Below are 12,833 nucleotides of genomic sequence, written 5' to 3' on the forward strand. Positions count from 1 at the left end.
CCCTCTCGCGCGCCCTCGCCGGCTGCGCCGCCAAGGTAGACCGCCATGATCACCGATACCCTCACCCTCTCCGCCGAGAAGACCCTCCCCGCGACCGGCCCGTCCTTCGCCGCCGCTCTCTGCGGGTTCGTCAGCACCACCGTCGCCGCGACGATGGTGATGTTCCTGATCAGCAGCGTCTGAGCGGGATCCCCGGATCAGGGCGCGACGGACCAGAACCGCTTGCGCGTGAACAGCATCTCCGGATTGCCGACGCTCGGCACCGGGGTTGCGACGGGACAGGGCGCCGGAGCGCGCGAGAGCGCCGCCGGCGTCGGAACGGAGGCGACGGCGGGGCGCAGGCCGAGCCGCTGCTGCACCTCCGGATGGCGGGCCGCCGCGATCGTCGCCACGCAGGCGATCAGCCCTCCGGCCACGGTGCCTAAAAGAAAGTTCATCATCCTCGCGGAATCCCGGGGACAGCGGCGGGACGCGGCACCGCGACTCGCTGCTCGCGCGAGACGGGGGCATCTTTGCGGCCGTCGATACTCACCATGTCTTAAAGGAGAGCGTGCGACATACCCATCGTGCCCGTACCGCATCGCGGTTCGGCTTGACGATGGAGTGACCCTTCGATGCGAAGCGCCGCCAACGCCTACGCCAGAGCCGCCAACAGCGCGTTGACCGCCCGCGAGGCGGAATCGGCGGTGCTCATCAAGGCCGCGCAGCAGCTCCAGCTCATCAAGGACGACTGGGCGAATCAGTCGGCCGGCCTCAACCGGGCCCTGTCCTTCAACCAGAAGGTCTGGACCGTGATCGCCGGTGCCGTGAGCGAGCCCGACAACCCGCTTCCGGCGGACGTGAAGAGCAACGTCGCCGACCTGTCGCTCTTCGTCTTCCGGCGCATGGTCGACACCATGGTCGAGCCGAGCGCCGAGAAGCTCGGCGCGCTGATCTCCATCAACCAGAACCTCGCCGCCGGCCTCTCCGGACGCTGAACGGCTTGAGTTAGCGGGTCCTTCGGGACCCGCCGTCGCCCACGGTCGAGCGGTCGTCCGGGCCGCTCCGACGCTGCCGAGAACCGGCACGCCTGCGATGCCGGCTGGATCATCGGTCGCAACACGACGGTGCGCGCCCGCTCGCGCGGGCACGCCGAAAGGATCGCTCGTCGCAGGGTCGCGTCAGGCGATGCGGTCGACCGGTTGCTTGACCTCGCCCTTCACCGGCGCGGCGCGGGCCGCGGTCGCCTCGGCATAGGCGCGCGCCTTGAGGACGGTCGCGGTGGGCAGCTGCACGACCACGTCGCCGCTGCCCGGATCGACCACCTGATAGACCATCTGGCGGGTGTCCTGGTCGCGGATGAACTGGGTGCGATAGTCCAGGCTCGCGCGCTCGGCGGCGCGCGCCGACTCGCCGAGATCGACGGTCACGGCCGGCTCGAGGGGCTGCTCGGCGGCCTTTGCGTGATCGCGCGGCGAGGCGTTGCGCGGCGCGGGTGCGGCCACGGGCTCGACGGGCAGACTTGAGACGGCCCGCTCCACGGGCCGGATTCCGGTGATCTCGCTCATCGCTGAACTCCTGCGATCGGGAGATGTCACAGGATCAAACGACAGCCGCCTTACCGAGACCTTAAGATGGCCGGTGCGTTCGGACCGGCGGTTAACGGACCGTCACCGCCGACGCAAAAAAACGGAGCATCCGCGGGCGTCTGAAATCCGCAAGAAGAAAGCCGGGCCCGCGAGGAGCCCGGCTTTCGGATGCCGTGTTCAGCCGATGTCGCTGAGGCGCCTACTCGGCGGCGTCGACGTAGAGCTTGCCGCCCTCGGCCAGGAACTCCTGCGACTTCGCCTTCATCCCGGCCTCGCGCTCGGCGCTCGACATCACGGGGGCGGTGTGGATGACCTCGCCGGCCTCCTCCATCGCAAGCACCTCGGCGCGCAGGTCCTGCGTGATCTTCATCGAGCAGAACTTCGGCCCACACATCGAGCAGAAATGCGCGACCTTGTGGGCGTCCTTGGGCAGGGTCTCGTCGTGGTAGGCGCGGGCCGTGTCCGGGTCGAGGGCGAGGTTGAACTGGTCCTCCCAGCGGAAGTCGAACCGGGCGCGGGACAGGGCGTCGTCGCGAAGCTGCGCGGCCGGGTGGCCCTTGGCGAGGTCGGCGGCGTGGGCGGCGATCTTGTAGGTGATGACGCCGGTCTTCACGTCGTCGCGGTTCGGCAGCCCCAGGTGCTCCTTCGGCGTGACGTAGCAGAGCATCGCCGTGCCGAACCAGCCGATCATCGCCGCGCCGATGCCCGAGGTGATGTGGTCGTAGCCCGGCGCCACGTCCGTCGTCAGCGGGCCGAGCGTGTAGAAGGGCGCCTCGCCGCACTCGCGGAGCTGCTTCTCCATGTTGACCTTGATTTTGTGCATCGGCACGTGGCCGGGGCCTTCGATCATCACCTGGCAGCCCTTGTCCCAGGCGACCTTGGTGAGCTCGCCGAGCGTCTCGAGCTCGCCGAACTGGGCGGCGTCGTTGGCGTCCGCGATCGAGCCCGGCCGCAGGCCGTCGCCGAGCGAGAACGACACGTCGTAGGCCCGCATGATGTCGCAGATCTCGTCGAAGCGCTCATAGAGGAACGACTCCCGATGCCCGGCGAGGCACCAGCGCGCCATGATCGAGCCGCCGCGCGAGACGATGCCGGTGACGCGGCGCGCGGTCAGCGGCACGTAGGCGAGGCGCACGCCCGCATGGATCGTGAAGTAGTCGATGCCCTGCTCGGCCTGCTCGATGAGGGTGTCCTTGAAGACCTCCCAGTCGAGCTTGAGCGGATCGCCGCCGACCTTCTCCAGCGCCTGATAGATCGGCACCGTCCCGATCGGCACGGGCGAGTTGCGGATGATCCAGGAGCGGATGTTGTGGATGTTGCGGCCCGTCGACAGGTCCATGACCGTGTCGGCGCCCCAGCGGATCGACCAGACGAGCTTCTCGACCTCCTCGGCGGCGGAAGAGGTGACGGCCGAGTTGCCGATGTTGGCGTTGATCTTCACGAGGAAGTTGCGGCCGATCGCCATCGGCTCGACCTCGGTGTGGTTGATGTTGGCCGGGATGATCGCCCGGCCGCGGGCGACTTCGTCGCGCACGAACTCCGGCGTCACGAAGGCCGGCACCGAGGCGCCGAAGCTGTCGCCGTCGGCGAGCTTGGCCTCCGCCTGCTCCAGCATCGCCTGCCGGCACAGGTTCTCCCGGTGGGCGACGTAGATCATCTCCTCGGTGATGATGCCGGCCCGCGCGAACTCGTACTGCGTCACGAGCTGGCCCGGCGCGGCCTTGCGCACCACGCGTTCGGCGGGGCAGGGGGCGACGAGCTTGTCGGCGGCGGCGAAGCCGTTGTCCTCGGGCTTGACCGCGCGGGGCTCGACCGTGGCGTAGCCGCGCTTGGCGATCCAGGGCTCGCGCACGCCGGGCAGGCCCTGGTTGAGGTCGATGCGCGCGTCCGTCTCCGTGTAGGGGCCGGAGGCGTCGTAGACGCGCACCGGCTCCTCCTTCGGATCGGTCAGCGCGATCTGGCGGTAGGGGACGCGGATGTCCTCGCGGCCGGCGACGGTCTCGTAGACCTTGCGCGAGCCGGTGACGGGGCCGGTGGTGACGGTCTGCGGGCTTCCCTTCGGAAGATCCTTCGGCAGGACGGGTGCGTTCATCGTGAGGATCCCTCCCATTGGAGCGATCCGACCGTGCCGCCGCAAGACAAGGACGCGGTCGCCACTTCGGGCGCGTAGCCGCGGGTTCCCGTCCCTCCGCCGGTATGAGCCGGATCAGGTTCAAGGGTCAGGGCGTCCGGCCCTATCTCAGCCCCCTCGCGGGGCCCCCCTCGGAACGTTTCGAATCTCTACAGGTATGCCAGGGATGTCAATCTGCGCGGGACGGCCGTGATGGGACGCCGACAGCGGCGCTGGCGCGAAGAGCAGGCCGAACCTCTCCGGGAGGCGCCGGTCGTCTGCGCCCTCTGCGAGCGGCCGATCCCGCCGGACGCCCGCTCCAGCCTCCACCACCTCACGCCGAAGCTGAAGGGCGGCGCCAAGGCCGGCACTGTGCGGCTGCACCAGATCTGCCACTCCGCCATCCACGCCCGCTACAGCGAGGCGGAGATCGCCCGGCGGCTGGCCGACGTCGACGCCTTGCGCGCAGACCCGGAGCTTGCCCGCTTCCTCGCCTGGCTGCAGGGCAAGCCCGACGGCTTCCATGCCGCGACGCGCATGACCCGCCGCCTGCGCGAGACGCGCGGTGACCGCTGAGCCGATCCCTCCGCGCTCTCGCGCGTTGGCCTGCACGGTCAGACGACGTTTCAGGAGCACCCGATGAGCGAATCCATCATTCCCGGCGAGATCGGCACGGCCAGCGACAGCCCCCTCATCCAGGGCCGCAACGCCCGCGTCTACGACAAGCCCCGCGAGAGCTGCCCCTATCCCGAGGGTTCGGAGGAGCGGAAGGTCTGGCTCTCCGCCTACGATGCCGAGACGGGCGGCGACGCGGAGCCCAAGCGCACGGAGTTCGTCGACGCGGAGGGGCGCCAGCGCTTCTGAAAGTCGGGCGGCCGGCCTCGCGTGCGCGTTACGCACGGATGTTCTCGGCGAATGGCCGGCGGGCAATGCGTCGGTTATCCTGCCTTGGCCGATCCATGAGAGCCGGGCGACCCGCCATGACGCCGGATGAGTTTCGGACGCTGCTGCTGGGTTTCGATGGCGTCGACGAGGGGGCGCACAGGGGCCACCCCGATTTCCGGCTCGGAAAGAAGGTGATCGCGTCCCTCGGATATCCGGGCGAGGGCTGGGCGATGGTGAAACTGCCTCGCGAACACCAGGAGATGCTGATCGCCTCCGCGCCCGAGACCTTCTCCGCGGCTGCCGGTGCCTGGGGCAGGCAAGGCAGCACGCTGGTCGATCTCGCGCGGGCCGATGAGGCCACGGCGCTGGGCGCCATCAGGGCGGCTTGGGAGAACGCGGCCACGTAGCCGCGCGAACACCGGATATCCGAGCCGCATCGCCCGCGTGGGCTACGTCGCGGCGGCGCACCAAGCGCCGGGCCGAGCTCGGCGATGCCGGCGAAGGCCGGTTAACGCAACCTAAACCCGCCGCATTTACGGTGCGCTAACGACGCCGGGGAGCGCCGGCCCGCCGGCCCGGCGCGGTTCGAGGGCTCATACGGGCACTGATGGCGAGATCGCGCGACGAACGGGACGAGCCGAACTTCGACGTGCCGGAAGGCCGTATCGGCGGACGCGGCGCGCTCGATCTGCGCCTGACGCGGGCCGACCGGCCCGCCGGGGGCGGTCGGCGGGATCAGGAAAAGAGGGGCGACATGCCCAGGAACGCCCCCAGGGACGCGCGGGGAGACCTGCCGAGACGATCCGGCGCGACGACGGCCCGGCGAGGCGGCTCCGGCGGCGGGCGCGGAGGCGGCAAGCGCCGCCGCTCCATCCTCGGACGCCTCGTCTATGCCGGTATGCTGGTCGGGCTCTGGGCGGTGATCGGCGTCGCCGGGCTCGTCGCCTACCACGCCTCGCAGCTGCCGCCGATCGACCAGCTCGCCGTGCCGAAGCGGCCGCCGAACATCGCGATCCTGGCGAGCGACGGTTCGCTGCTCGCCAACCGCGGCGAGACCGGCGGGCGCGTCGTGAGCATCAAGGAGCTGCCGCCGTACCTGCCGCGCGCCTTCGTCGCCATCGAGGACCGGCGCTTCTACGGCCACTGGGGCGTCGACCCCCTCGGCATCGCTCGCGCGGTCGCGCAGAACATCACCCGGCGGGGCGTGTCGCAGGGCGGCTCGACCCTGACGCAGCAGCTCGCCAAGAACTTGTTCCTGACGCCCGAGCGCTCCGCCTCCCGCAAGATCCAAGAGGCGATCCTGGCCCTGTGGCTGGAGCACAAGTACTCCAAGGACGAGATCCTCGAGCTCTACCTTAACCGCGTCTATTTCGGCGCCGGCGCCTATGGGGTCGAGGCGGCGGCCCAGCGCTACTTCGGCAAGCCCGCCAAGAGCGTGACGCTCGCCGAGGCCGCGATGCTCGGCGGCCTCGTGCAGGCGCCCTCGCGGCTCGCGCCGAACCGCAACCTGCCGGCCGCCCAGGCCCGCGCGGCCCAGGTGCTCGCGGCGATGCAGGAACTCGGTTTCGCCTCGCCCCAGGACACGAAGCTCGCGCTCGCCCAGCCGGCCCGGCCGGCGGGAAGCCGCGGCGGCGGCTCGGCCAACTACGTGGCCGACCTCGTCATGGACGTGCTCGACGACTTCGTTGGCAAGTTCGAGACCGACATCGTCGTGCAGACGACGGTCGATCCGGCGCTCCAGGCCACGGCCGAGAAGGCGCTCACCGACACCCTCAACGCCAACGGCGCCCGCTACAATGTCGGCCAGGGCGCCCTGGTCTCGATGCGGCCGGACGGGGCGATCCGCGCCCTGATCGGCGGGCGCGACTACGCGCAGAGCCAGTTCAACCGGGCGACGACCGCCAAGCGTCAGCCGGGCTCCTCCTTCAAGCCCTTCGTCTATCTCGCCGCCGTGGAACGGGGCGCGACGCCGGAGACGGTGCGCGACGACGCGCCGATCCGCATCGGCAACTGGCAGCCGGAGAACTACTCCCACCGCTACGAGGGGCCGGTCACGCTGCGCACGGCGCTGGCGCTCTCGCTCAACACGGTGGCGGTGCGCCTCGGCCAGGAGGTCGGCGCCAAGGCCGTGGTGCAGACGGCCCAGCGGCTCGGCATCTCCTCGCCGCTCCAGGCGAACGGCTCGATCGCGCTCGGCACCTCCGAGGTGACGCCGCTGGAGATGGTCGGCGCGTACAGTTCCTTCGCCAATGGCGGCAACGCCGTCATCCCCTACGTGGTGGCGAGCGTGAAGGGCGTCGACGGCAAGCCGCTCTACAAGCGCGGCGAGGCCGGGCTCGGCCGCGTCGTCGACCCGAACGCGGTCGGCATGATGAACGCCATGATGCACGAGGTCTTCGTCATCGGCACCGCCAAGAAGGGCGACATCCCCGGCTGGGAGCTGGCCGGCAAGACCGGCACCAGCCAGGATTTCCGCGATGCCTGGTTCATCGGCTACTCGGGCAGCCTCGTCACCGGGGTCTGGCTCGGCAACGACGACGGCGAGCCGACCAAGAAGGCGTCGGGCGGCAACCTGCCGGTGGATATCTGGAAGTCCTACATGAGCGTCGCGCTGAAGGGGCAGACCCCCGTGCCGCTGCCGGGCCTCAACCGCTGGCGCCGGGCGCCCGAAACAACCGCGTCCGTCGCCTCCGGCGGCGGGCCGGGCGGGCTCCTCGGCGCGCTTCTCGGCGAGCCGCAGCCGGCCGCGGCGCCCCCGCCGCGCCCGGTCCAGCCGCGACAGCCCTCGCGCCAAGGCGGCGACGACCGCAACTTCTTCGAGAAGCTGTTCGGTCTCTGAGCGTCGTCCGGTTGCCGCGGTGAAGCCTTGCGCGGCGGTGGAAAGCGGTGCGCGCGACCGCCGTTAAGGATATCCGGTCACGGTGCGAATACCGATCGTGCGCGATCCTTCGCGGATGAAGCGATTCGCTGTCCCGGCTGTCTTCCGACGCTTTCCGGCGATGCTCCGCACGCATCTGCGTGACCGGGCCTCCCGCCTGATCGCCTGTCTCGGCCTCAGCGTGACCGTGGGGCTCACGTTCCTCGGCGCCTACCTGATCAAGGACCTTCACGACACCGCCTGGCGGCAGGCGAAGATCAACACCACTAACCTGCTCGGCCTCATGGAGCAGATGGTCGCCCGCGACATCGAGATCTACGACCTCTCGCTGCGCGCCGTGGCCGAGCAGGCGCGGACCGGCGCCTTCAACAGCCTCGGCGCCGACAGCCTGCGCTCGGCCCTGTTCGATCGGGCCGCGACGGCGACCGGCCTCGGCACGATCATGGTGACGGACGCGTCCGGGCGCGTCGAGGTCGCCTCCGATACCAGGGTATCACCCGGCCTGTCGGTCGGCGATCTGCACGATTTCGCCGTCCATCGCGATCATGCCGACGCAGGCCTCTACATTTCCCACCCGCGCAACTCGCGGGCGAGCGGACGGCCGGTGATCGGTCTGAGCCGCCGGCTCGCGACCAGCGACGGAACCTTCGCCGGCATCGCGCTCGGCGCCATCCATCTCACCTACCTGCAGCAGCGCTTCGACCGGCTGCACATCTCGGAGGGCAGCGCCGTCAACCTGTTCCACAGCGACGGCACGCTCCTCGTGCGGCAGCCTTTCATCGGCGCGAATGTTGGCCGCAGCATCGCCAAGGGCGAGACCTACCGGCAGTTCCAGCAGTCGCGCCGGGGCATGTTCGTGGGACGATCGGCGGTCGACGGCAATGCTCGGCTCTACGCGTTCGCCCATGTCGACGGGGCGCCGCTGATCCTCGACGTTGCGGTCGGCGTCGACAGCATCAACGCGCTCTGGCGGCCGAAGGCGATGATGGTCGGCGCCCTGGTCTTCGGCCTCGCCGTCGTCACCCTCGGCCTGACGTTCCTTCTCCAGCGGGAGGTGGTCAGGCGGGCGGCGGCCGAGAAGCTCTCGTCCAAGGCCAATGCGGAGCTGGCGTCGCAGGCGCGGACCGACGGCCTCACCGGACTGTCGAACCGGCGCCGCTACGACGAGCTCCTGGCGGCGGAATGGCGCCGTGCCGCGCGCACTGGCGCGCATCTCTCGCTGCTCGTGCTCGACACCGACCACTTCAAGCGCTTCAACGACCATTTCGGCCATCCGCGGGGCGACGAGGTGCTGCGCGCCATCGCCGATTGCCTGAAGATGTCCGTCGATCCGCGCGATGCCTTCCCCTGCCGGATCGGCGGCGAGGAGTTCGCGGTGATCCTGCCGGGCGTCGACGCGCCGGAGGCGAAGGCGATCGCCGAGCGGATCCGGCGGTCGGTGGTCGATCTCCAGATCGCCCACGCCCCTGAGGTCGGCGGCGTCTCGACCATCAGCATCGGCGTCGCCCACATCGTCCCGAGCGCCGAGGACGAGCCGTCGATGCTGTTCCGGCGGGCGGACGAGGCCCTCTACGAGGCCAAGCACGCCGGCCGCAACCGGGTCCGGGTGCATCAGGCCCCGGTCGAGGAGGCCGTGGCCGTGCTGCGCGCCTGAGGACGGGAGCGCCGGGGATCAGACGGCGCTGGTGGTGCGCTTGCGCTTCTTCGGGGCGGTCGCGGCGGCGGCCTTCTCGGCGGCGGCCTGCTCGGCGTCGGCGGCTTCCTTGGCGAGGCGCAGGGCCCGCAGGCGGACGGTGCGCTCGTCGACGGCCTTGATCGACGCGAGGTGCTCGGCCATGGCCTGAGCGCCCTCCTTGGCCATCCGCTCGGCGCGCTCGGCACGCTCGGCGGCCCGGATCTGGGCGTCGTTGTCCTGGCTCATTTCTGTCCTTCCCGCGTGCGCGCTCGCCCGTGCGGGCACGGGCCCTGCGGCATCGCTCGCGTCTCTGGGCTGACCGTGCTCCGATGGAGGGGGGCCACCGCTGCCCGAGGGACTCGGGCGGTACGGCCCGCGAAGCAGGCTGCTCTTCGTGTGACCTAGCATGTGGGCCCGAGCCTTGGCCAATTCCAGGCTCCGAGCGGCCGAGTTCGGCGGGGATAACGGCCGCCGCGGGCTCAGCCGCCGGGGCTGAAGCGCATCGGCACCGTCACCGACAGGCTCGGCAGGGTGATTCCGGCGGGCGCCGGCGGCAGGCTGCCGCGCACGGCCGCGAGCGCCGCGCTGTCGATGGCGCCGACGCCGCTGCTGCCGGCAAGCCCCGCGCTCGTCACCTGACCCCCCCGCGTGACCGTGAAGCGCACCGTGGCGACGCCGCCCGAGGTGCCGGCGGCCGCGTTGCGGTTCATGCGCCCGCGGATCGCGGAGGACAGCATGCCCTTCCACTGGGCGAGCGCGTTGGCGTCGTTGCCGCTCGCTGCCTCACCGGTTCCGGCCCGGCGGGAGGTCGAGGCGGAGTTGCGGGCCGCGTTGCCCTGGCTCTCGGCGGCCGCGCGGGCGCGGGCCTCCCGGGCCGCCTTGGCGCGGGCCTCGCGGCGCTGCTCCTCGCGCTTCTCCTCCATGCGCTCGCGGATCTCCTCGCGGCGCCTGGCCTCGCGCTCGGCCTTGAGCTTCTCGAGCTTGGCGAGGTCGGGCTTCGGCTTCTCGATCTTCTTCTCCGGCTCCTTGGCGGCGACCGGGGGAGGCGGCGCCAGCGGCTCGGCCTCGGGGGCCGTCGAGGTGATGACCTGGCTGTCCGGCTCGACGGGCGGCGCGTCCGGCGGGCGGATCTCGGCGACCTCCGGCGACTTCTCGGGAACGGTCTCCTCCGGCATGACCTGGGTCGTCGCCTCGGGCGGCTTCACCTGCTCCATCTCGGGGGGCAGCTCGGTCGGCGTCTCCAGCGGCGCCGGCGTCGTGTCAGCCGTCTGGCTGGGAGCAACGGTGTCGGCTTCCGCCATCTGCGGCGCGAGGTCGACGGAGACGGTGTTCTCGCCCGGCGGCTGCGGCGGGCTGAGGCGCAGGTAGGCGATCGCCAGGAGCGCGGCGAGGTGCAGCGACAGCGCGACGAGGAAAGCGGCGGCGAGCCCGGCCGGTTGGCGCGGGCCGCCGGTCGTGACGGCGGTGCTCATGGGATCAGCGCGGCGCTCCCGCGGCGGGGGCAGGGGCGGCGGAGGGCGCCGGCCCGCCGGGAGACTGGGCGATGAGCGAGACCTTGGAGAAGCCCGCCTGCCCGACGAGGCCCATCACCTCCATGATCCGACCGTAGGGCACGTCCCGGTCCCCGCGCACGAGCACGACCTGGCTCGGGTCCTCGGCGGCGATCTCGCGCAGGCGCGGGGTGAGCGTCTCGGGGGTGAAGATCTCCTTGGCGATCGAGGGCTGGCCGTCCTTGTCGATCGTCACCTCGAGGGGCTTCTTGGCCTGGCCGACCTTCGCCGCGGCGGTCTTCGGAAGCTGGACGGGCACGCCCGTCGTCATCAGCGGCGCGGCGACCATGAAGATGATCAGCAGCACCAGCATCACGTCGACCATCGGCGTGACGTTGATCTCGGACATCGGGGCGGTGTCGAGCCCGTCCTCGTCCTCGTCGCCGCCGGAGCGGATCGAGCTCATCGCCATCGTTCGCCCTCCGGGGGAGCCGGGCGGCGCCGGTGCGCGCCCGCAGGTCCTTCAGCTTCGGAAAGGCCGGAGCGGAGCCCCGGCGGTCGTCGTTCGTTCGGAGTCGCGCCTACTCGGCGGCGGCGCGGCTCTGGAGGCTGCGCTCGCGGGCGAGCCGGTTCCCGAGGACCGCGATGCAGGCGGTGAAGGCGCTCTGGATGCGGCCGACGTCGCTGGTAAGCTTGTTGTAGGCCATCACCGCCGGGATCGCGACGACGAGGCCGATGGCGGTGGCGAACAGCGCCTCTGCGATGCCCGGGGCCACCACGGCGAGGGAGGTGTCCTGGCTCTTCGCGATCGACGAGAACGAGTTCATGATGCCCCAGACCGTGCCGAACAGGCCGACGAACGGGGCCGTCGAGCCGGAGGTGGCGAGCAGGTTGAGGCCGCCCTTGAGCCGCTTCACCTCAAGGCCCAGCGCCCCGCGCATCGCCCGCTCGATGCGCTCGCGGCGCTCGGCCCGGGTCTCGGTCGGGTCCTGGTCGCGCCAAGCGTCGAGCCCGGCCGCGACGACGTGGGCGGAGATGCCGGTGCCCTTCCCATCGAGGGAGCCGCCCGAGCGCACCAGGGCCTCGAAGGCCTTGGCCTGCCGCTTGGCCTTGGCGAGGCGCACCACCTTCTCGAACACGACCGTCCAGCAGGCGATGGAGGCGACGACCAGAAGGATCATCACGCCCTTCACGATCGGATCGGCCTGGAGGAACAGGCCGAGGAACGAGAGGTCGTGGACGGCACCGGCCGGGGCGCTGATCGGATCCATGGGGGGTTCCTCGGAGGGCTATCGGGGTTGGCTGCGCGACCCGGGGGCCGCTCCGGCCGAGCGGGTTGCCGGCCGGGTGGGAGGCCGCCTCAGCGGTCGAAGGGCACGCTCGCCTTGGTCTCGGTCTCGATGCGCTCCAGGCAGCTCTCGCGGCTGGCGTCGCCGCCCTCGCAGGCGAGCACGTCGTTGAGCAGCAGGCGGCCGATCTTCGGGCAGGCCATGCCGGCGAAGTCGAAGAGCTTCACCACCGTCTTGCGCTCGGCCACCGGGCCGAGTTCCACCGCCAGCCGCTTCTGGGCGACGCCCTCGCCGTCGAAGGCGAAGACGTCGACCTTGAGCGACTTCAGGGCCGGGCCACGGTTGTCGACGAGGAGGTACGTGCGGCAGGCCTCGCCCGCCGGCTCCAGCCGGTTGAGCTGCAGCTTGATCGGTGTCTTGGCGTCCTGCGCGAGGGCCGGGAGCACGGCGGGGGCGGAGAGGAGCGCTGCCAGGGCGAGCCTTCCGGCGGCCCTCGAGGCGCGCCGTGCGGGGCTGCCGATCCCATCCGCCTTCGTCATCGGGTTCCTCTCGAACTCGCGTGGCCGGGCCTACCGGCGCTCCACGGGCCAAAAGCCGAGCGCGCCCGCCGCCTTGGCGGCATGGCGATCCTCGGCGTCCTCGATCCCATGGTGCGGGGCGATAGCCGAGTCGAGGGGGGAGGATCAACCCGCCGCTACAATTTCAGAGCGATTCCAAACTGTTACGCGCGAGCGGCCGCGCTGCTAAGTTGCTCAATCATCCCATCCATAACTGCCGCATCATCCCGTTGACCGCAGTTTTCCAGGCCTTGATGAGCGGGCTGCGGCGCCCATATCGAACCCGTCGGCCGATGGACCGGCGCGGGTGCTGCGCGAGCGGGCCCAAACCACGAGAAGTGCCGCTTCGGCTCGCCGAGGGCTTCGCGAGGAACGGAATCG

At 71.0% G+C, this 12,833-nt stretch carries 15 protein-coding genes and 1 riboswitch; of the genes, 7 read left to right on the top strand and 8 right to left on the bottom strand.

Annotation, left to right across the window (positions count from 1 at the left end; translation table 11 throughout):
- Positions 1-45: 45 nt before the first annotated feature.
- Positions 46-183: a hypothetical protein gene (locus MFF04_RS06285; RefSeq protein WP_238274598.1), complete on the top strand. Its 138-nt coding sequence runs from the start codon at positions 46-48 to the stop codon at positions 181-183.
- Between the two features lie 14 nt (positions 184-197).
- On the opposite strand, the gene MFF04_RS06290 is transcribed toward MFF04_RS06285, so the two are convergent.
- Positions 198-440, bottom strand: a complete 243-nt coding sequence (locus MFF04_RS06290) for a hypothetical protein (protein WP_238274599.1) — start codon at positions 438-440, stop codon at positions 198-200.
- Between the two features lie 174 nt (positions 441-614).
- Here MFF04_RS06290 and flaF point away from each other — a divergent pair, with 174 nt between their 5' ends.
- Positions 615-977 carry a flagellar biosynthesis regulator FlaF gene (gene flaF, locus MFF04_RS06295; protein ID WP_238274600.1) on the top strand — a complete coding sequence of 121 codons (363 nt, stop codon included), beginning with the start codon at positions 615-617 and terminating at the stop codon, positions 975-977.
- Between the two features lie 183 nt (positions 978-1,160).
- Here the strand turns inward: flaF and MFF04_RS06300 are convergent, their stop codons facing one another.
- The gene (locus tag MFF04_RS06300; RefSeq protein ID WP_238274601.1) at positions 1,161-1,547 is read right to left on the bottom strand and encodes a FlaG family protein; all 387 of its coding nucleotides are present in this window, start codon (positions 1,545-1,547) and stop codon (positions 1,161-1,163) included.
- Positions 1,548-1,767: 220 nt separating this feature from the next.
- Positions 1,768-3,660 (bottom strand): phosphomethylpyrimidine synthase ThiC, encoded by a 1,893-nt coding sequence (gene thiC / locus MFF04_RS06305; protein WP_238274602.1) that lies wholly within the window; start codon positions 3,658-3,660, stop codon positions 1,768-1,770.
- Between the two features lie 74 nt (positions 3,661-3,734).
- Positions 3,735-3,841: riboswitch (TPP riboswitch) on the bottom strand.
- Positions 3,842-3,888: 47 nt separating this feature from the next.
- Between thiC and MFF04_RS06310 the strand changes: the two genes are divergently transcribed.
- The 5 genes from MFF04_RS06310 to MFF04_RS06330 all read left to right on the top strand — a co-directional run bounded on the left by MFF04_RS06310 (position 3,889) and on the right by MFF04_RS06330 (position 9,095).
- On the top strand, positions 3,889-4,254 hold the full coding sequence (locus tag MFF04_RS06310) for a restriction endonuclease (RefSeq protein ID WP_373319973.1): 366 nt from the start codon (positions 3,889-3,891) through the stop codon (positions 4,252-4,254).
- A 63-nt stretch (positions 4,255-4,317) separates the two neighbouring features.
- On the top strand, positions 4,318-4,542 hold the full coding sequence (locus MFF04_RS06315) for a ribosome modulation factor (RefSeq protein ID WP_238274604.1): 225 nt from the start codon (positions 4,318-4,320) through the stop codon (positions 4,540-4,542).
- A 116-nt stretch (positions 4,543-4,658) separates the two neighbouring features.
- Positions 4,659-4,970, top strand: coding sequence for an MmcQ/YjbR family DNA-binding protein (locus MFF04_RS06320; RefSeq protein ID WP_238274605.1), 312 nt, complete (start codon positions 4,659-4,661; stop codon positions 4,968-4,970).
- Positions 4,971-5,170: 200 nt separating this feature from the next.
- On the top strand, positions 5,171-7,402 hold the full coding sequence (locus tag MFF04_RS06325) for a transglycosylase domain-containing protein (protein ID WP_238274606.1): 2,232 nt from the start codon (positions 5,171-5,173) through the stop codon (positions 7,400-7,402).
- A 160-nt stretch (positions 7,403-7,562) separates the two neighbouring features.
- On the top strand, positions 7,563-9,095 hold the full coding sequence (locus MFF04_RS06330) for a GGDEF domain-containing protein (RefSeq protein WP_238274607.1): 1,533 nt from the start codon (positions 7,563-7,565) through the stop codon (positions 9,093-9,095).
- An 18-nt stretch (positions 9,096-9,113) separates the two neighbouring features.
- On the opposite strand, the gene MFF04_RS06335 is transcribed toward MFF04_RS06330, so the two are convergent.
- From MFF04_RS06335 to MFF04_RS06355, 5 genes are all read right to left on the bottom strand, one after another.
- Positions 9,114-9,362 (bottom strand): hypothetical protein, encoded by a 249-nt coding sequence (locus MFF04_RS06335; RefSeq protein ID WP_238274608.1) that lies wholly within the window; start codon positions 9,360-9,362, stop codon positions 9,114-9,116.
- Positions 9,363-9,595: 233 nt separating this feature from the next.
- On the bottom strand, positions 9,596-10,588 hold the full coding sequence (locus tag MFF04_RS06340) for an energy transducer TonB family protein (RefSeq protein ID WP_238274609.1): 993 nt from the start codon (positions 10,586-10,588) through the stop codon (positions 9,596-9,598).
- A 4-nt stretch (positions 10,589-10,592) separates the two neighbouring features.
- Positions 10,593-11,078, bottom strand: coding sequence for a protein TolR (gene tolR, locus MFF04_RS06345; protein WP_238274610.1), 486 nt, complete (start codon positions 11,076-11,078; stop codon positions 10,593-10,595).
- Positions 11,079-11,187: 109 nt separating this feature from the next.
- Positions 11,188-11,877, bottom strand: a complete 690-nt coding sequence (locus MFF04_RS06350) for a MotA/TolQ/ExbB proton channel family protein (RefSeq protein WP_238274611.1) — start codon at positions 11,875-11,877, stop codon at positions 11,188-11,190.
- An 89-nt stretch (positions 11,878-11,966) separates the two neighbouring features.
- Positions 11,967-12,434 carry a Tat pathway signal protein gene (locus tag MFF04_RS06355; protein ID WP_238274612.1) on the bottom strand — a complete coding sequence of 156 codons (468 nt, stop codon included), beginning with the start codon at positions 12,432-12,434 and terminating at the stop codon, positions 11,967-11,969.
- Positions 12,435-12,833: the final 399 nt, after the last annotated feature.

The sequence above is a fragment of the Methylobacterium jeotgali genome, assembly GCF_022179345.1.
Taxonomy (GTDB): Bacteria; Pseudomonadota; Alphaproteobacteria; order Rhizobiales; family Beijerinckiaceae; genus Methylobacterium; species Methylobacterium jeotgali.